The organism is Bradyrhizobium sp. USDA3516 (assembly GCF_057651995.1).
The window spans coordinates 317733-334933 of record NZ_JBYGYN010000004.1 but is presented as its reverse complement, the minus strand read 5'-3'; the positions used below and the strand labels follow the sequence as shown (position 1 = coordinate 334933).

Annotated in this window: 26 protein-coding genes and 1 pseudogene; 20 read left to right on the top strand and 7 right to left on the bottom strand. The window is 65.2% G+C overall.

Annotated features, from left to right (window positions below):
• Nucleotides 1-12: 12 nt before the first annotated feature.
• The 15 genes and pseudogenes from AC24YW_RS15870 to AC24YW_RS15800 all read left to right on the top strand — a co-directional run bounded on the left by AC24YW_RS15870 (nucleotide 13) and on the right by AC24YW_RS15800 (nucleotide 8269).
• A complete protein-coding gene (locus AC24YW_RS15870) occupies nucleotides 13-729 on the top strand; it encodes a pentapeptide repeat-containing protein (protein WP_487483618.1) in 717 nt (238 codons plus the stop codon).
• Nucleotides 726-983: a DUF6525 family protein gene (locus AC24YW_RS15865; protein ID WP_487483617.1), complete on the top strand. Its 258-nt coding sequence runs from the start codon at nucleotides 726-728 to the stop codon at nucleotides 981-983. Before AC24YW_RS15870 ends, AC24YW_RS15865 begins: the two co-directional genes overlap by 4 nt.
• On the top strand, nucleotides 980-1216 hold the full coding sequence (locus AC24YW_RS15860; RefSeq protein ID WP_487483616.1) for a hypothetical protein: 237 nt from the start codon (nucleotides 980-982) through the stop codon (nucleotides 1214-1216). The genes AC24YW_RS15865 and AC24YW_RS15860 overlap by 4 nt, the downstream gene beginning before the upstream one ends.
• Nucleotides 1213-1437: a hypothetical protein gene (locus tag AC24YW_RS15855; protein WP_487483615.1), complete on the top strand. Its 225-nt coding sequence runs from the start codon at nucleotides 1213-1215 to the stop codon at nucleotides 1435-1437. Before AC24YW_RS15860 ends, AC24YW_RS15855 begins: the two co-directional genes overlap by 4 nt.
• Nucleotides 1438-1457: 20 nt before the next feature.
• Complete coding sequence (locus tag AC24YW_RS15850; RefSeq protein ID WP_487483614.1) at nucleotides 1458-2255, top strand: ERF family protein; 798 nt, start codon at nucleotides 1458-1460, stop codon at nucleotides 2253-2255.
• Nucleotides 2256-2258: 3 nt separating this feature from the next.
• Nucleotides 2259-3281: a hypothetical protein gene (locus AC24YW_RS15845; RefSeq protein WP_487483613.1), complete on the top strand. Its 1023-nt coding sequence runs from the start codon at nucleotides 2259-2261 to the stop codon at nucleotides 3279-3281.
• A 10-nt stretch (nucleotides 3282-3291) separates the two neighbouring features.
• Nucleotides 3292-3900 carry a lambda exonuclease family protein gene (locus AC24YW_RS15840; protein WP_487483612.1) on the top strand — a complete coding sequence of 203 codons (609 nt, stop codon included), beginning with the start codon at nucleotides 3292-3294 and terminating at the stop codon, nucleotides 3898-3900.
• A complete protein-coding gene (locus AC24YW_RS15835) occupies nucleotides 3897-4334 on the top strand; it encodes a recombination protein NinB (protein ID WP_487483611.1) in 438 nt (145 codons plus the stop codon). Before AC24YW_RS15840 ends, AC24YW_RS15835 begins: the two co-directional genes overlap by 4 nt.
• Nucleotides 4331-4633 (top strand): hypothetical protein, encoded by a 303-nt coding sequence (locus tag AC24YW_RS15830; RefSeq protein WP_487483610.1) that lies wholly within the window; start codon nucleotides 4331-4333, stop codon nucleotides 4631-4633. Before AC24YW_RS15835 ends, AC24YW_RS15830 begins: the two co-directional genes overlap by 4 nt.
• Nucleotides 4630-5040, top strand: a complete 411-nt coding sequence (locus tag AC24YW_RS15825) for a hypothetical protein (RefSeq protein ID WP_487483609.1) — start codon at nucleotides 4630-4632, stop codon at nucleotides 5038-5040. Before AC24YW_RS15830 ends, AC24YW_RS15825 begins: the two co-directional genes overlap by 4 nt.
• Nucleotides 5037-5498 carry a hypothetical protein gene (locus tag AC24YW_RS15820; RefSeq protein ID WP_487483608.1) on the top strand — a complete coding sequence of 154 codons (462 nt, stop codon included), beginning with the start codon at nucleotides 5037-5039 and terminating at the stop codon, nucleotides 5496-5498. The genes AC24YW_RS15825 and AC24YW_RS15820 overlap by 4 nt, the downstream gene beginning before the upstream one ends.
• Nucleotides 5498-6151 (top strand): hypothetical protein, encoded by a 654-nt coding sequence (locus AC24YW_RS15815; protein WP_487483607.1) that lies wholly within the window; start codon nucleotides 5498-5500, stop codon nucleotides 6149-6151. Before AC24YW_RS15820 ends, AC24YW_RS15815 begins: the two co-directional genes overlap by 1 nt.
• The gene (locus tag AC24YW_RS15810; protein WP_487483606.1) at nucleotides 6148-6846 is read left to right on the top strand and encodes a DUF7168 domain-containing protein; all 699 of its coding nucleotides are present in this window, start codon (nucleotides 6148-6150) and stop codon (nucleotides 6844-6846) included. Before AC24YW_RS15815 ends, AC24YW_RS15810 begins: the two co-directional genes overlap by 4 nt.
• A pseudogene (locus tag AC24YW_RS15805) lies at nucleotides 6843-6995 on the top strand (helix-turn-helix domain-containing protein); the annotation flags it as partial. The gene AC24YW_RS15810 and the pseudogene AC24YW_RS15805, both read left to right, overlap by 4 nt.
• 23 nt (nucleotides 6996-7018) lie before the next feature.
• Nucleotides 7019-8269: a tyrosine-type recombinase/integrase gene (locus AC24YW_RS15800; RefSeq protein ID WP_487483605.1), complete on the top strand. Its 1251-nt coding sequence runs from the start codon at nucleotides 7019-7021 to the stop codon at nucleotides 8267-8269.
• A 74-nt stretch (nucleotides 8270-8343) separates the two neighbouring features.
• Here AC24YW_RS15800 and AC24YW_RS15795 read toward each other — a convergent pair whose 3' ends face one another.
• Entirely contained in the window at nucleotides 8344-9063 is a 720-nt protein-coding gene (locus AC24YW_RS15795) for a class I SAM-dependent methyltransferase (RefSeq protein WP_487483604.1), read from the bottom strand.
• A 304-nt stretch (nucleotides 9064-9367) separates the two neighbouring features.
• Here AC24YW_RS15795 and AC24YW_RS15790 point away from each other — a divergent pair, with 304 nt between their 5' ends.
• Nucleotides 9368-9571, top strand: a complete 204-nt coding sequence (locus AC24YW_RS15790) for a hypothetical protein (RefSeq protein WP_487483603.1) — start codon at nucleotides 9368-9370, stop codon at nucleotides 9569-9571.
• A 23-nt stretch (nucleotides 9572-9594) separates the two neighbouring features.
• Here AC24YW_RS15790 and AC24YW_RS15785 read toward each other — a convergent pair whose 3' ends face one another.
• On the bottom strand, nucleotides 9595-9759 hold the full coding sequence (locus AC24YW_RS15785) for a hypothetical protein (protein ID WP_487483602.1): 165 nt from the start codon (nucleotides 9757-9759) through the stop codon (nucleotides 9595-9597).
• A gap of 101 nt (nucleotides 9760-9860) precedes the next feature.
• Between AC24YW_RS15785 and AC24YW_RS15780 the strand changes: the two genes are divergently transcribed.
• Together AC24YW_RS15780 and AC24YW_RS15775 are read left to right on the top strand one after the other, a co-directional pair.
• Nucleotides 9861-10232 (top strand): hypothetical protein, encoded by a 372-nt coding sequence (locus tag AC24YW_RS15780; protein ID WP_487483601.1) that lies wholly within the window; start codon nucleotides 9861-9863, stop codon nucleotides 10230-10232.
• Between the two features lie 298 nt (nucleotides 10233-10530).
• Nucleotides 10531-10785, top strand: coding sequence for a hypothetical protein (locus AC24YW_RS15775; RefSeq protein WP_487483600.1), 255 nt, complete (start codon nucleotides 10531-10533; stop codon nucleotides 10783-10785).
• A gap of 28 nt (nucleotides 10786-10813) precedes the next feature.
• On the opposite strand, the gene AC24YW_RS15770 is transcribed toward AC24YW_RS15775, so the two are convergent.
• From AC24YW_RS15770 to AC24YW_RS15755, 4 genes are all read right to left on the bottom strand, one after another.
• On the bottom strand, nucleotides 10814-11056 hold the full coding sequence (locus AC24YW_RS15770; protein ID WP_487483599.1) for a hypothetical protein: 243 nt from the start codon (nucleotides 11054-11056) through the stop codon (nucleotides 10814-10816).
• A gap of 296 nt (nucleotides 11057-11352) precedes the next feature.
• The gene (locus AC24YW_RS15765; protein ID WP_487483598.1) at nucleotides 11353-12066 is read right to left on the bottom strand and encodes an outer membrane protein; all 714 of its coding nucleotides are present in this window, start codon (nucleotides 12064-12066) and stop codon (nucleotides 11353-11355) included.
• 270 nt (nucleotides 12067-12336) lie between these two features.
• Nucleotides 12337-12753 (bottom strand): hypothetical protein, encoded by a 417-nt coding sequence (locus AC24YW_RS15760; RefSeq protein ID WP_487483597.1) that lies wholly within the window; start codon nucleotides 12751-12753, stop codon nucleotides 12337-12339.
• A 204-nt stretch (nucleotides 12754-12957) separates the two neighbouring features.
• Nucleotides 12958-13359 carry a His-rich protein BRANT gene (locus AC24YW_RS15755; protein WP_487483596.1) on the bottom strand — a complete coding sequence of 134 codons (402 nt, stop codon included), beginning with the start codon at nucleotides 13357-13359 and terminating at the stop codon, nucleotides 12958-12960.
• 253 nt (nucleotides 13360-13612) lie between these two features.
• Between AC24YW_RS15755 and AC24YW_RS15750 the strand changes: the two genes are divergently transcribed.
• Entirely contained in the window at nucleotides 13613-14155 is a 543-nt protein-coding gene (locus AC24YW_RS15750; RefSeq protein ID WP_487483595.1) for a tetratricopeptide repeat protein, read from the top strand.
• A gap of 109 nt (nucleotides 14156-14264) precedes the next feature.
• Nucleotides 14265-15653 carry a serine hydrolase domain-containing protein gene (locus AC24YW_RS15745; RefSeq protein WP_487483594.1) on the top strand — a complete coding sequence of 463 codons (1389 nt, stop codon included), beginning with the start codon at nucleotides 14265-14267 and terminating at the stop codon, nucleotides 15651-15653.
• Here the strand turns inward: AC24YW_RS15745 and AC24YW_RS15740 are convergent.
• A complete protein-coding gene (locus AC24YW_RS15740) occupies nucleotides 15640-17196 on the bottom strand; it encodes a S10 family peptidase (protein WP_487483593.1) in 1557 nt (518 codons plus the stop codon). The two genes, AC24YW_RS15745 and AC24YW_RS15740, sit on opposite strands and share 14 nt — an antisense overlap.
• Nucleotides 17197-17201: the final 5 nt, after the last annotated feature.

Sequence of the window (17201 nt, the reverse complement as noted above, 5' to 3'; positions counted from 1 at the left end):
GGCAGAACGACCATGATCAAGTTCAACGTCACCAATCGTTTCACCGGCAACGTGCAGTTCACCGCAGAGATTGATTGCGACGAAGGCGCGTCGACCAGCGTCAAGCTCGGGCTCGCAATCCGATGGGCGCTGAAAAGCGGCGCGTACCTGAGCGGCGCGGACCTGAGCGGCGCGTACCTGAGCGGCGCGGACCTGAGCCGCGCGGACCTGAGCGGCGCGGACCTGAGCGGCGCGTACCTGAGCGGCGCGGACCTGAGCCGCGCGTACCTGAGCCGCGCGGACCTGAGCGGCGCGGACCTGAGCGGCGCGTACCTGAGCGGCGCGGACCTGAGCCGCGCGTACCTGAGCGGCGCGGACCTGAGCCGCGCGTACCTGAGCGGCGCGTACCTGAGCGGCGCGTACCTGAGCGGCGCGGACCTGAGCCGCGCGTACCTGAGCGGCGCGGACCTGAGCCGCGCGGACCTGAGCCGCCAGTGGATCATTCAGGGTGCCACGCGTAGCGACGGCTACGCGTTCTTCCTTCAAAAGCTCACGGCAGACAAAGAGCCTATGGTGAAAGCGGGCTGCCGCTACTTCACCCTGAGCGAAGCTCAGGCCCACTGGGAAAAAACCCGTGCCGGAACGGCACTCCTTACCGAGACCCGCGAAATCATCCGCTGCATGGTCAACCTTGCCCATGCCCGCGGGCTGATGGAGGCCGGAAAGGCTGTCACGCAAGAGGCGGCGTGAACAGCAATGCCTCCGGCGGGAAGCGCGAGCGCAACACCATGCGCTATTTCGACCGCTTCCCGCGCCCCGTCCGCGCCGCCGTTCAGAACGCCTCTTTTGATTGGGCGCTCCGCTTCTGGTTTCGGGACTTCCGCGCCGGCCGCATCTGCGCCCGTCGTCTGGTCAAGACAATTCAACTCGCAGACCGCACGCGAGCGGCGATCACCCGTCGGAAGGTGTGGGGACCTGACTACCCGAGGAGACACGCACGATGAGCAAGATGGTCCGCGCAACGCGCGAAGCCGACCTATCCACCTATTTCGAGTATCTCGACATGCGCGGTCCATCGACGCCGGGCCAGATTGAGGCTGCCGCCGGCTGCCTCCGGAATTGCTGGCAGGGCATGTTGTGGTCTGAGGCGCGCGCCGTCGCCCGCGCTTGGGACCGCACCTGGTCTCACGACAAGGCCGCCGAGCGCCGTGCCCGCGACGTGTTGGAGGCAGCGTGAGCACCGCCGCAGAAGCCGCGCGAGCCACCCGCGCCGAGATCTATGCGGCATGGATCGCCGATGATTGCGACGGCCTTGCCGCCGCCCTCACCGTCCCGACCGCTTTCCCCACGTCGACCGCCGAACTCGCCGCCGCCCGCGCAATGGTCGCGCTCGCCCTCTCTCGAATCGACATCGCAATTGAGCGGGACAAGGCCGCTCACGAAAAGGAGCATTCCTGATGCCGTCCGAAACCACCGTATTGCCGCCGGAGAACGTCAAGCCGCTCGCAGTGCGCAGCCCGCGCGCGAAACCCGCGCCCGCTGTCCGCTCGCCGATGGACATCGTTGCCGCGGCCCTCGCCACCGGCAACGTCGAGATGTACCGCGAAGCCGTGGCGCTCGCGAAGGAGATGGACGCCATCGGCGCCCGCAAAGCCTTCGACGTCGCAATGGCTGAGGCCAAGGCGCAAATCCCGGTGATCCGGAAAAACCGCCGCGTCGGCTTCGACCACAAGTCCGGCGGAGACCGCACCGAGTACAGCCACGAAGATATGGGCGAGATCGCGCGCACGGTCGATCCGATCTTGAGCAAGCACGGGCTATCCTACCGCTTTCGCGTGGCCTCGGAACTCAATCAGCCCGTCAAGGTGACGTGCATCGTCTCGCATCGCGACGGGCATTTCGAGGAAACCACCCTCACGGCCGGGCGCGACGATAGCGGCAAGAAAAACGCCATTCAGCAGGTGGGATCAACCATCACCTATCTGCAGCGCTACACGCTCAAGGCCGCCCTTGGCCTTGCCGCCGCCCAGGATGACGACGGTCGCGCGAGCGAAGCGGAGGAAGAGGCGCCCGCGGTGCCAGAGGGCTCAATCACCGAAGAGCAGGCGGCATTCCTCCGCGAGGCTTTGGAAGAGAAAGGCGCCAGCGCCACCGCCTTCCTGCAATGGGCGGCCACCAAGGGGTGGTTCAAGGATCGCGAGCGCAAGCTTTCGCACCTGCCCGCTGTCCATTACGCCGCCGCCGTCAACGCAATCGCCAGCTTCAAGAAGGCCTGAGCCATGAACGCTATCGTCACGCTCGAATCGATCCTTGAGCCGGTTGCGGCTCCCCTCACCGCCGAGACCCTGTTTGGCAATGGCAGCATCGAAAACATCCTCAGCGCGATCGAAACGCAGGTTCGTGGCGAGGTAATCGACATTTCGACGGCCGCCGGCCGCGAAGCGGTGAAGTCGCTCGCCTACAAGGTCGCGCGGTCGAAAACGATCCTGGACGATATCGGCAAGGAGCACGTTGCCGAGATCAAAAAGAAGTCAGCGGCGATCGATGCCGAGCGCCGCACCATCCGCGACCGGCTGGACGCCCTCAAAGAGGAAGTGCGCCGGCCAGTGACAAAGTGGGAAGAGGCCGAGGCAAACCGCGTGAGCGGGCACGAGCGCGCCCTGATCTCCGTCATCGAATGGGGCCAGATCGGCGGCGTTCCGCTGGAAGGCCTCCGCAATCGCCTCGCAAGTGTCTCAGCGCTTCACGCCGGCCGCGACTGGCAGGAGTTCAGCGACCGCGCAAATACCGCGGTGCTTGAGACGCTGCAGAAGCTTGGCGCGGCGATCACCGCAGCCGAACAGGCGGAACGCGACCGGCTCGAGCTCGAAGCGCTGCGAGTCGAGGCGGAAGCGCTCCGCGCCGAAAAGGCCGCACGAGACGCCGCCGCCGAGCAGGCACGGAAAGACCATGAGGCCGCCGCGCGCGCCGAGCAGTTGCGCCAGGCTGAAGAGGCCCGGGAGAAGGCGCGCGCCGAGGAACTCGCGAAGTGGAAGGAAGAGCAGGCTGCCAAGGCGGTGCGCGATGCGGAGGAAGCCGCCGCGCGTGCGGTCGAGCAGGAACGCCAGCGCGTCGCCGCCGAGCAGGCCGCGGATGCTGCAGCCGCGCAGAAACGCGCCGAGAACAAGCGCCGCCGCGACAAGGTGCGCGCTGAGATCGCAAACGCCATCACCATGGAGGGCGGCTTGACCGAAGAGCAGGTGAATTGGCTGCTCGACGCGCTCCTCAATGGCCGCGTCCCCCATGTCACCATCAATTTCTGAGGCTGATCACATGCAGATTTTCGACGTCGAACAGAACTCGCCCGAGTGGCTCCGCGCTCGCATGGGCATCCCGACCGCGTCGCAATTCGCGACTGTTCTTGCCAAGGGCGAAGGCAAGACGCGGCGCACCTACATGCTCAAGCTGGCCGGCGAGATCATCACGGGCGAGCCGATGGAGAGCTTTTCCAACGAGCACACCGAGCGCGGCCACGCGATGGAGGATGAGGCCCGCGACCTCTACGCCTTCCAGACCGGCGCCGAGCTGCGCCGCGTCGGCCTCATCCGCAACGGCCGCGCCGGCTGCTCGCCCGATTCGCTGAGGGGAGAAGACGGCGGGCTCGAGATCAAGACGAAGCTGCCGCACCTGCTCATTGAACTGATGCTCAGGGACGAATTTCCGCCCGAGCACAAGGCCCAGGTGCAGGGAACGCTTTGGCTCACTGAGCGGAGTTGGTGGGATTTGACGGTCTACTACCGCGGGATGCCGCTGTTCACGAAGCGCGCGACCCGGGACGAGGCCTATATCCAGCGGCTCGCAACCGAAGTCGATCGGTTCAATGACGAGCTTGACACCGTCGTGGCGGAGATCCGGCGGCGCGGCGAGGCTCTCGCAGCATGAGCAGCCCGGTCCAACTCGTCTTGAACGACATCGACACCCGGCGCCGGGCGATCAACTGGATCAGCAAGGCACCGCCGGCAACCCGCGTCGTGTTCAAGGCGCCTCAGCGGACCATCGAGCAGAACGACCGGATGTGGGCGATGCTGACGGACATCGTCACGCAGCATCCGCGATTCAACGGCGCGGACGGCCGCAAGTACACCACCGACGAAGCCAAGGTGGTGTTCATGCACGCTTGCGGCAACGAGGTGCAGATCCTGCCCTCGCTCGATGGCCGAACCTTCATCCCCTACGGTCAATCATCGTCGGACTTGAGCGTGCGCCAGATGTCCGACCTCATCGAGTTCATGTTCGCATGGGGCGCGGAAAACGGCATCGTCTGGAGCGACCCGAAGGAAAAGGCGCTGATGGCAGCCGCGGAGGCTGCCGCTTGAGCTGGACCGATCGCGCCCGCGACCACATTCGGACCATTACGGCCAACCTGCCGGCAGATACGCGCTTCGCCGATCGTGTGAAGCTTCTGCGGGATAACTACCCGTTCGCCCAGCGCCAAGGCTGGGCCTACAAGGCGTGGCTGAAGGAACAGCGCATCTATCTGGCGCAATTCCAGCCGCCGACCGACAACAAGCGTTTTCCGCTTTCGCCGATGGAACGGATGATGCTGCAAACGGCCAAGCACGAAGCGTTGCTGGCCCACTGCACGAAGCCAGCAAAGCTGGGAGGCTCGATTTGAGCCTCCGCGGAGAAAAGCGGACGGAATTCCCGCAATCAGTCCGGAAGAAGGCGTTCGCCCGGTGCTGCCTCGGCTGCTCGGTCGATGGCGTCGCGAACATTCCGGGCGTGCCGCAATGCGAGGGCTGCGGTGCGGTGCTGCGGCCCGGCGGCTTCATCTATGAGCATGACCAGGCGGACGGGCTCGGCGGCGAACCGACCTTCGAGAACTGCAAGGTTCACTGCACCGTCTGCAAAAAGACGAAGGACAAGGTGGACAACGCCGTCATGCGCAAGGCCGATGCCGTGCTGAAGGGCACGTTCGGCCTGAAACCCGCGCCTCGGCAGAAGATCAAAAGCCGGGGTTTCAACCAGGCGCCGCCGCAGCGGAAGGCGTCATCACCGGTCAACAAATGGAGGGGGTTTTGACGATCACAGCACAGACCAACCGGCCGCGCGAATTCCTCGCGTGGGCCGTCGAGACTTTCGGGCCCGTCGCGACGTCGCGGTCCGAGCGACTGATGCGCTTCATTGAAGAGGCGATCGAACTTGCACATGCCGAAGGGATGACGCCGGAGACCATCTCCGCGATCCGGCAGCGCGTTTACGGGCGTCCGCGCGGCGACACCAAGAAGGAAATCGGCCAGGTACAGGCGACCTTGGAAACCTTTGCCGAGAACATCGGCGAATCGGCCGGCGCTCTGGCGCAAGCCGAATTCGAGCGTGTGCAGGCGATCCCGCGTGCGGAATGGGCACGTCGGCATGCAGCCAAGCAGGCCATCGGCATAGCCGAGCCGGCGCGGGACTATGACTTCCCGATCGTCTCCGACCATGCAAGCCGTGCGCAGCCGGTGGAGATGGTCTCCCGGTACAAGGGCCCCTATTGATGCGGGTTCTGATCGGTTGCGAGACCTCGGGCGTGGTCCGCCGCGCCTTTGCCGCGCTGGGGCATGATGTCTGGTCCTGTGACCTTCTGCCGGCCGAGGACGGCAGCAATCGGCACATCCGCGACGATATCCGCAACGTCCTCAATGAGGGCTGGGATTTCCTCGCCGTCATGCACCCACCCTGCACCCGGCTTTGCAACAGCGGCGTGCGCTGGCTTACCGTGCCGCCGCCCGGTCGCACGCTGCAATCCATGTGGGATGAACTCGACGAAGGCGCGGCGTTGTTCTCAGCGTGCTGGAATGCGCCCATCGAGCGCATCGCCGTCGAAAACCCCGTGATGCACAAGCACGCGCGGGCGCGAATCGCCAACTACCGGCCGGCGACGCAGACGGTGCAGCCATGGTGGTTCGGAGATCCAGCTTTCAAGGCCACGGGCCTCTATCTGAAAAATCTCGAACCGCTGACGCCGACGAACAAGCTCACGCCGCCCAGGCCGGGCACCGCTGAGCACAAGGCCTGGTCTCAGGTTCACCGCGCTAGCCCTGGAGCTGACCGCTGGAAAATCCGCAGCCGCACCTATCCGGGGATCGCCAACGCCATGGCGTGGCAGTGGGGCGGCGACATCAGCGGGCAAGGAGAACTATTCGCATGAACCGCGCCGCGCTGATCGTGAAAATCAAAGCGCTGTTGGCAAAGACCGTCGCCAACGGCTGCACCGAGGCCGAGGCGCTGGCCGCGCTGGAGAAGGCCCGCGCCATGATGGCGGAATACGCCATCGGCCAGGACGATATCACCTTCGGCGGCGAGCAATGCGCCCGTGAAGGCCGCGTGGCGGAGGATCGCAACCGCATCCGGCAATCGCTCGCCGTCGGCGTAGGGAAGTTCTGCGAATGCCGGACATGGTCCGGGCCGCGATTCGAGCAGATCAACTTTTGCGGTCTCGAAAGTGACGTCGGCTTCGCGCACTGGCTGCTCGACATGCTGGCCGATTTCGTCGGCCGCGAGCTTGCACTATATCTTGAGCGGACGTGGAAGCCCGGAACGCCGCGCGTCCGCCGGCTCGAGAGCAACGGCTTTGTGAGCGGCTGTTGCCACCGAATCGGCGAGCGCCTCGCCGAGCTCGCGCCCAAGCCGCAGCCCGGCAATGGCCGGGACCTCGTGATTGCGAAAAACGCCCTCATCGAGCGCGCCATGTCGCAAGCCGGGATCAAGCTGAAGAGCAACAACTGGCGCAGCCAGCGCGTCGACAACCGCGCCCATGCAGCCGGCGAGCGGGCCGGCGATCAGGCGCAGTTTAACCGGCCGGTCGACGGCCGCGCTCCCGTGGCAGCGATCGGCCGCCGATGAAGGGCCGCCGTTGCAAAATTGCCGATGCGGTGGAAATCTTGGGCGAGACGCCCAGGACCATCCGCAACCACGCCGCCGCCGGCAAGATCCCCGGGGCGGCGAAGCCGTTCGGAACATGGACTTTCGACACTGCGCTGTTGCATGCCTTTGTCGCTGAGAAGGAGAAGGAACGGTGTCAAAGCGGCCCAAGGCCCCGCGCGGCTGTTACTGGCGAGGGGGCACCCTCTATGGACGCATTCAGGTCTCCGGCGGCCCGGACATCAGATGGTCACTACGTACGGACGATCCAGAAATTGCGCGCGAACGCCGCAAGAAAGAGCGCGGGCGCGTAACTGGCGCGCAGCGCTACGGGGAGCACCGCCGGACTTTCGCCGAGGCCATGGCGGCGTGGGGCGAAGCGACCGGGGACAATGTGAGCCCGAAGACGTTGACGCGATACCTGGGCTCGCTGGCCGTGCTGCAGTCCCAGCTGGACGGGCTCTATCTCGACGAATTCGACAAGCGCGCCCCGCCGGACGATCCGGAGGCGCCGAGCGGCGTGAAGCTGATCGGCGCCATCGTCAAGGCGCGGCGCGAGACCTTCTATGTCCCCACCGGCAAAAAGAAGCCCATCAAACCGACCATCGCCACCGTCAAGCGGGACCTCACCGCCCTATCGAGCGTCTTCGACTTCTGCATTGACGAAGGGTGGATGACATCGAATCCGGTGCGAGACTGGCTCAATCCAGCCGGCCGCCGCAAGTCGCGCCTCAAAGAGCGGCGCGACCCGATCGTGCTGCCCGAGCCCGGCCATATCCAGATGGTGATTGCGGCAGCGCCAGGCCTGTTCCGGAAAATGATCGAAGCCGCCTTAAAGACCGGCGCGCGGGAAGATGAACTCGGCAAGGGCCAGCGCCAGCACTTCGACCAGGACCGACGGCAGCTCACCGTCATAGGCAAGCGGAACAAGCTGCGCGTCATCGATCTTGAGGACGGCGGCGAGGACTATGGCTATGAGCTCTTCCGAACCCTGCCCGCCTCGATGGAGACGAAGGCCCTATTCTGGCACCAGCCACCGCCCGGGAGGGCCGCCAAGCCCGGCGAGCAGCCGAAGGCGCAACGCTATAAATCGATCGCCAGCAACTTCCGGCGCATCGTGGCGGCCGTCGCCAAGCAGGCACAGAAACAGGCACAGGATTTCCGGCCGTTCCGCTTCCATGACCTGAGGCACGTCCACGCAGTAAATTGGCTGAAATCAGGCCGCAGCATCTATGTTTTGCAACAGCGGCTCGGCCACACCAGCGTCAAGACGACAGAGATTTACCTGCAGTTCCTGACGCCCGAGGAGAAGCAAATAGCCATGTTCGGGCGTGTCCAGGCAGGCACAAATGCAGGCACAAGTGCAGCGGTGCAGAAGCGTCAAAAACGCAAGAAACCCGCATAAATTAGTCACTTCTCGCAACAGGCAAAGGCACAGCTTACGGGTTTTGTAAACCGAAGGTCGGGGGTTCAATCCCCTCAGCCGGCACCAGCTTCTGACGCGCAAATGTTCTCCGGCAGCTCATCCAGCCGCCACAGCCCGAGGCTCTTGTCGCGCCAGCCGCCATTGCCCTCCTCGCAACGCTCGTTGATCAGCGCCTGCGGTGCCGGCCAGTCGAACGGTGCCTTCTCCATGTTCAGCGCGCGCCAGTCGCCATCCTCGCAGTCGTGGTTGTCTTGCCATTCCGGAAAAGTCGTGACGAGCAGGAAGCGCGCGCCGCTCATCCGAAATTGCACGAGGGCGCGATAGATGTTCGCAAAGCTGAGATGCACCAGGCAATCCCGGCAGAGAATGACGTCGGCCTGCGGCAGCGCATCGCGCGTGATGTCGGCGACGAGAAACCGACCGGACGAACCGTCGGCTGCGACACGCCGGCGGTTTATCTCGATCAGCGACGGTACGATGTCGATACCGGTGTAATCGATATCGAGCTCGAGCCGGCCGATCCAACCTGCATCGCCGCAGGGCGCATCGAGCAGCGAGCGCGCGCCGAGCCGTTGCAGCAATGCAGGCAGCGCCTGCTGGAGCGCGGCGGTGGCGACATCCTCCGAGCCGAGGCCGGACACCGAAGTCGCCGCGCCCCAGAGGTTGGTGCGCTCGATCCGCGCGAAGCGCGCGGCGAGATCGAGGCCCGCGAAATTGTCACGGTCGGCAACGAAGCGTTCGTGCGCGAGCACGGGGGGACGATCGGCGATCATTGAGCGAGCCCTTTCGGCGCAGGCACACTATACAGCCCAGGCGAATTGTTGAATGTCTGGCAGCGAACCTACGCACGTCATTCGTCTCGTCGAGACCCATGCGCTCCACCAGCCCCAAAGAGAAGGCCAAGATCGTCGCCGGCGCGGTGACGGCCGTCGTCGCGACGGCCATGCTGATCGTGTTCGCGCTCGGCCCGGTGCTGGCGCCCTAGGCGATCCCGTTCGCGCATCGAATCGCCGGCCCGGAACCGGCTCCCGCGTCAGCCGTTGTCGGGGCATGCGCATCCGGGAAGAAAACCGAAACATGATTCTGCTGGCGACGGTGACGCTGTGCTGTAGCGCCGTGGCGGGGACGTTGGCGCTGTTCGAGCCGGCGCCTGGACGGACGCCCGATAAGCTGGTCGCCGATCGAGCCGTGATCGACCTCACCCCGCGCATGCCGGTTCAGATCCCGGTTCGGGTGGTCGGCGCGCCGTTCGAGCCCAACGTCAATCCGCGCGAGCGCTAGCCCTCACCTCAGCGAGGCCTTGGTTACCTCGGCGAGGCCTTGGCGCCCTCCTCGGGCCGGCCGTGGACACGCGCCAATTCCTCGACAAACGCGATCACCTCCGCCCGCTTGTCGGGCGGCAGCGTCAGGAACGCGCGGATGAGCCTCAGGCCCTCCGCCTCGTTCGGTCGTTCTTTCGGTGCATCCATCCGCCCAGTGTCGGGCTGCCGGGAAAAATATGCAATCCCCTTGCAAACAGCCTTGATTCGAAGCAGCCGCTTTGCTGGAATACGCGCGGCTGAGGTGGATCATGAAATGGATCAGGGAGCGCGACGCACTGATCGCGCAGACACTGGCCTTCGTCCAATCGGTGACCGGCAGGAAGGATGACGTCCTTCAGCCGGAAGCGCCCGCATCTGGCCCGGCCGTCGCGATGGAGATCGTCACCGTGGAGGCGGTCGCCGTCGAGATCGAACCGCCGCCAGCCCCCCTTCCGCCGCGGCCCGCACCTCTGCCGTTGCGGACGAGCGGCGATTTCCGCACCGAGATGCAGGCCCGCATCGCCAATTTTCGCAAGCACCAGGAGCGCTTCGAGCGCGAACGTGAGGAATATTGTGCGGCAACCCTGACCAAATTGCGTGCCGCCATCCGCGACGCCTCCGGTCCGCCGGCCGAAAAATAAAGGCCCGGCAGGGATCTATAGCCAGGACCAGACCAGCCAGAGATTGGCCGCGCAGGCTCCGAACAGCGCCAGCGTGAGCGGCAGGAGCATGTGCCCGCAGGATGTGTTCAGGTCGCTCGTCATGGGCGAAAACATCCGCTGATTCCGGCCGACGAGTCCCACGGATTCTTTTTTCCGGGATTCAGGACTCGTTAAGGACTCAAGGGCCGCCCAATCGATCACGCCCCCGTGATCGCTCCGGTGGTCGGAACCCTACCCCCCGTGAGCCCGTTAACGGGCATTCGTGGAGTCGGGATGCATGCCCTACGCCCTCTTCTGCAATGATGCCCAAATCAGCAAGGCCTATCCAAGCGAGGCCGACGTCTGGAAGCTTGCCGAGCGAAGTGGTCTCGTCGTGGACGTGACGGCGGACGACGAGCGGCCGGGACCGCGCCGGGTGCTCGACAACGATTACAAGATCGAGCCGTGCCAAGCGGCCAAGGGCGAGGACCCCGCCAAGAACAAGGCGGAGGCCGATCGGCAGTCGCGGATGGAACTCGAGCTGAATTCCTGAGCTCCGGCACGGGAGCCGAAGCCAAAGCTCAGGGGGTGGCGGCCACAAGCGAGGCCTGCTCGCCCGGCATAGTCACGCAGGCCTTGCGGCGGTGCAGTCCACGGATGGCGCCGGTGACCTTCATGACCTTGCCCGACGGACATGAGGCGTCCTTGACGAAGGCGACCTCGTACGGTGCCAACATCAGAGGCTCGGATCTGAGGATTGTCTGAGCAGAACACGGCAGGCAGGCGAAGCACGAGAGCACCACTGCCGACACCAAGATACGCATGTCCGTCGTCCCACCTGCCCGGTAATTGTCATATAACGCGTTCCGGAGCGCGAGTTCCGTAAACTGCAAAAATTATTTTTGCTTTACGCCAGCCCCATGACGCGCGTGAGAAGGCGCGCGCCAGTATCGTTTGCAAGCAAATGACGCGCCAGATGGTTCACGGAATGGAAAGACGGCGCCGGAGGCGGGAGGCCGGCAAACGAAAGGCCGGCGGAGCCGGCCTTTGTCAGGTCTTGGACCGTCAGGTCTTGGACCGTCAGGTCTTGGACTGTCAGGTCTTGGGTCGGCGCTGACCGTCAGTACCGCGAGGCCGCCGGGCCGCCCCAGCCGAACCGGTAGTTCACCCCGACCTTGGCGGTATGCTCGTCCTCCCGGCCACGAACCCCGACGATGTCGGCCGGACCGGAGGTGAAGGTGGTGCTGCCAAAATTGTAGTATTGGTACTCGGCCTTGGCCGACCAGTTTGGCGCAAACATGTATTCCAGGCCGGCGCCGACCGTATAGCCGTCCTTGTTGTTGCCGGTCGTGGTGAAAGCCTGCGGCACCCCCGCGATGTTCACGCCAAGGCCGTTATTGCGCCAGGCATAACCGCCCTTGGCGTAAAGCAGCGTCGGTCCCCAGGTGTAGCCGATGCGACCGGTCACCGACCCGATCTGGTCGGTGTTGGAGGTCACCTGGGTGCCCAGCGGGAAGGTGACACCGTTGTTGTTGGTCGGCAGCCAGGAATACTGGGCCTCGATACCCACCACCCAGTTGGGCGCGAACTGGTAGTCGAAGCCGCCCTGCACGCCGCCCAGGAAGCGAGCGTCGCTCGACTGGAAGCTGTTGTCGCCGGCAAACGCGCCGCCGAGATGGCCGCCGATATAGAAACCGGTCCAGTTGTAGATCACCTGCGGCGGCGTATAGGCCGGAGCCTTGGTATAGGTGCGCGGCTGCACGTCCGCCGCTGCGGCCGGCGCCGCCAGCGCCAGCAGAGCTGCTGCACCGATCAAAATCGACTTCATGATCATCCCCGTTCTTTCATTACGACACTCGGGAAACAACGTGGCGTGAATTGGGTTGCTCCGCGGCGATGCCGGAACGTTGATCGTTCGTTACTGTGACGGGGTGGCAACAACGCGATTTTGTTCCATCACGCCGCCCTGCTCCGACTGTTTTCGTCGCCAGAACAAGCCCCGCCGTAACGTTTTGTCGCAAGTCGGCACCACCCCGTTCAAAGCTCGCCAACATGTGATCCAGCGGCTTCGGTCTAACACCGGGCGATGAAGGCTGCCTTTGCGTTACCGCGTCATCTTTTCCAGTTCCGGAAAGGGTGCGTAAACCGCACCGCCGCAGAGATCGCTGGTCTGGTCGACCACGCGGTCCGCACGGCCGTTGACGAAAATTACGGCCCGCTCGCGCACGCCCTTGTAGCTGCCGTCGGTCTCGCGCGGGGTGAAGTGCAGGCAGCTCACATAGAACTGCCGGCCGCCGACCTCGCGCTGCACCGGCTCGGCCATGGCGGCATTGCGCACGCCGACCGGATTGTTGAGATAGGCCCGCATCAAGGCCAGCGTGTCGCTTCGGAAATTGTCGGGAAACGGCTGCGGCCCACCGGCCTGGGTCCCGCCCATGAAAGTCGGACGGTCAGCGTCGCTGCCGAAACATGCCGCAAGCGGCAACGCCAGGAATACCGCACATCTCGCCAATCGCCCCACAGGCCCCGCTCTCCGCTCGAACAGATCAGGAGACGTTCTAGCCCCTGGCCTGCATGAAGGGAATTCACTTGCAGAGGCTTAGAACAGCGCACCGGCCAGCCGCCGACACCTCGGGCTTTCGCACGAGGCATGGCGACGGGCCAGGCCTGACGTCCGCGCGCGGCGACGGGCAATGCCAGGGATGCCGCCGCGCGGGATCAGTCGTCAGTTGCGCTTGTCAGACGTCGCGGGCTTGGTCACATCCGGCTGCGCCTTGTGCGACTCCTTGGCCGTGACCTGCTTGTCGTCGTGGCGATGCTTGCTCACACTCTTGTGCTGGTCGGTGGTGACCGCGGCGTTCGCGTCCATTGCCTTCGGCTTGCCATCCGTCCTGGTGTCGGCAGCCTTCGCGTCCGTCGACTTCACGTCCGTCGTCTTGGCGTCCGTGGTCTTGGCGTCGGCCTTGACGCCGGCTTCCGGCTTCGCGGCGGTGGTCGCCGGCTTGGTCTGGCTCTGGTCGGCCTTGATCACCGGCGCGGCCGTGGTGGTCTTGCCGGCCTCGGCGGCGAACGCCGGGGCTGCGATCACGCAGGTTGCGAGCAAGGCTGCAGAAATGGTCTTCAACATGGTGGTCTCCTCTTGGAAGGATCATCCAGGCGGCGCCCTCTCTCGCCTACCCATCGATCGTGGGGAGGAGCCTAGGCGGGGGGCACTGAACCCAATCTGAAGTCCTCAGCAGGCTTCCGTTCATCTCGATGACAAGTTTGTCATCCGCGGCCGGGCGAATAGATCGTGCGAGGAGGGAATGTTTTTGCCCGAGAGGTGTTCCGGTCTTCGGGCAATCGTGTAGGATCGCCACGTTCCATACCGGAGAACTTAGATGCGCAAACTCTCAATGCTCGTTGTGCCGGGACTCGTCGCCATGACACTGGCGGCCGCGCCGGTGCTGTCCAGCGCGTACGCCGCCGGCGGCGACGACCCTTCGTCGCCACCGAAATCGGACACCTCGACCAAGAAGGGCAAGAAGAAGAGCTCTTCCGTCAGCGACCCCAAGTTCCTCGCGGCCTACCGCACCGCCTATGCCGCGATCTACGACAAGCACGATTACACGGGCGCGATCGACCAGCTGAAGTCGCTCAAGCGCAACGACGTCGCCGACGTCGCCAACCTGATCGGCTACTCCTATCGCAAGCTCGGCGACTATCAGTCGTCGAAGGTCTATTATGAGCTGGCGCTGAAGGACGATCCGAACCACGTCCGCACCTGGCAATATTACGGCCTCTGGCAGCTCGAGCAGGGCAACCGCGAGCAGGCGCAATATCACCTCGACAAGATCGCCTCGCTCGCCGGCACCGGCAGCTCGGAATATCGCTCGCTCGCCGAAGCGCTCGACAAGCCGACCGGCGCGACGCTCGTCTACTGAAGGCGTCGCATCTTCGAACGACGCGAACGGGCACGACCTTTCAGGTTGTGCCCGTTCTGCTTTCTCGGCTAGCCTTTCGCACCGTCTTCCCTCGCAAACCGGTAGCGCAATGGACACGTGGCTGCGATCCGCGATCGACTACATCGGCTCCTGGGTCGAATACCAACTGACGACGATCCAGCAGCCGGGCGTCATGGTGGCTTTCGCCCATCGCGGCGAGGTCGTCGCCGAGCACGCGTTCGGCCTCGCCAATCTCGACACCGGCGAGAAGCTCACCCCGCGGCATCGCTTCCGCATCGCCTCGCACTCCAAGAGCTTCACCTCGGCCGGCATCATGAAGCTGCGCGAGCAGGGCAAGCTCCGGCTCGACGACTATGTCGGCCAATATGTCGGCGGCCTCGATCCGCGCGTGGCCGAGACGACGATCGCGCAAGTGCTGTCGCACAGCGCGGGGCTGACGCGCGACGGCGCCGATTCCGGCCAGTTCATCGACAGCCGTCCCTATCTCGATGCGAAGGAGCTGCTTGCGGAATTGAAGCTGCCGACCGCGATCGACCCCGGCACACGCTTCAAATATTCCAATCACGGCTTTGGCCTGCTCGGCCTCGTGATCGAGGCTGTCGCGAAGGAGCCCTACTCCGTCTGGATCAAGCGCGAGATCATTACGCCGGCCGGCCTGCGCGAGACGGAGCCCGACGCACCGCTTCCGAAGGGCGCAGCGTTCGCGCGCGGCCACACGCGCAAGGTGCCCTTTGGCGAGCGCTGCGTGATCCCCGGCGACAATCCCGCACATGCAATGGCATCTGCAGCAGGCTTCGTCGCAACCGCCGCCGACACCGCCCGCTTCTTCGCGCAGCTCGCGCCCAACGCGAAGAAGAGCGTGCTGTCGGTCGCCAGCCGCCGCGAGATGACGCGAAACCATTGGCGCATCCCGCAGAGCTTCGAGGCCTATTACGGCTTGGGGGTCAATGCCGGAAAGACCGACGGCTGGGACTGGTTCGGCCACGGCGGCGGTTTCCAGGGCTATATCTCGCGGACCTGCACGATCCCGGCCTGCGAGCTCTCGATCAGCATGCTCAGCAACTCGATCGACGGCGCGGCGCCGTTCTGGATGGACGGCGCAATGCAGATCCTGCGCGTCTTCCAGAGCCGCGGCGCACCCGATCGGCGCGTGCGCGACTGGACGGGGCGCTGGTGGACAATCTGGGGCGCGACCGATCTGGTCCCCGCCGGCAACCGCGTGCTCGTCGCCAACCCGCAGTTCAACAACCCGTTCATGGATGCCGCCGAGATCGAGGTGACCGGCCGCGACACCGGCAAGCTCGCCTGGGCTGCCGGCTATTCCAGCCACGGCGAGCCGGTGCGCCGGGTCCGTGACAAGCGCGGCAAGGTGAGCGACGTCTGGATCGCCGGCGCGAACGTGAAGCCGGAAAAAGTCGTCGCACGCGAGATCGCGCGCCGGTATCCGCCGCGCAAGCGCCGGCCTACTCCCGAATGAGCGCCTCGACCTCGCTGCGGAGCGCCTGCCGCGATCCGTCGCGCGAATAGAACATGTGGCCGCCCGGATAGACCACGAACTTCACGCGCTGCGTCACGAAGGCCGGCAGCTGGTCGAGCACCCGCCTCGTTGCGAAATAGGGGGTGGCGAGATCGAACAGGCCGTGCGTGACCAGCACGTTTAGCTTCGCATCGGTGGCGAGGATCTGGCGTAGCTCGGAGACCGATTGCGGCGGGTTGATGCCGCGGCCGAAATCCCATTGACCTTCGACGGCACCGTTCAGGACTTCATACGAGCCGCCGGGCCGCCAGTTGAGCTTGCGCGAGAGCACGTCGACCGCCGCGCTCGTCAGCGGTGCCTGGAGCGCATCGCCGGAGGGATCGCCGAACCGCGAGCTGCTGGAATCCGGATAGGGATCGAAGCCGCGCACCGAGGCATCGTAGCGTCCGGTCACCTTGCCGTTCTTGCGGTCGAATTCGCGGCGGAATTCGCCGACGTCGAAGCGACCGGCGAGGCGGCGGCTCACCGCCTGGTCGATGCCGGTGAGCTCGGCGACCTTGTCGGCCAGACGCGTCGTTGCTTCCTTGTCCGCCTCGCCCTTGACGAGGTCGGTCAGGAATTCGCCGCGCGCGTAAGCCTCGACGTCGGCGAGGTCAGCGCGCTTGACCGGACGTTTGGCTTCGCGCGCCACCGCCACGTAGCTCGGCAACGACGCGACATATTGCAGGAGGCTCGTGCCGGTGAACTCGCGGAAATCCAGGAGCGGCGAGACCAGGATCAATCCCCTGACGCCGACGCCGTGCTGGAGCTGCAACTGGCGCACGACCTTGGGGCCGCGAATGCCGCCATAGCTTTCGCCGGCGACGTATTTCGGCGAGGTCAGCCGCTCGTGCTTTTCGAGCCAGCGGCGGATCACGAGCGCGATCGAGTTGGCGTCGCCATCGACGGAGTAGAACGATTTGCGCGCGTCCTCGCCACTCGCCACGAACCGGCTGTAGCCGGTGCTGACGGGATCGATGAAGACGAGGTCGGTGAAGTCGAGCCAGGTCTCCGCGTTCGGCTTCACCTCGGGCGAGGCCGACGGCGACAGGGCCTCGCCATCGAGCGGTAACCGCCACGGCCCGGCCGCGCCGAACTGAAGCCAGGCCGACGACGCACCGGGCCCGCCGTTGAACAGGAACGTCACCGGACGCGTGGCGCGCTCGGCACCGTCGAGCTGGTAGGACGTATAGGCGATGTCGGCCAACGGCTCGCCTTTGCCATCGAACACGCGGATCGAGCCAGCGGTGGCCGTGAAGTTGAGGGTCCGGCCGGGCAGATCGAGCGTCTGCTTCGTGGTCGAATCCGGCGGCAGACGGTGCGGCTCGGCCGCGGACGACGCCGTCTGCGGCGCGCCTTGCGCGCCACCGCGCCCACCCTTCTGTCCGGCCGGCGCGGCCCCCTCCGAGCGCGGCTGCGGTTCATCCGCATGCGCAAAGCCGGCGAGCGCGAGCAAGGCGAGTGCCAGACCTACGCGACGCAGCGCCGATCGACGCTTGACCATGACAG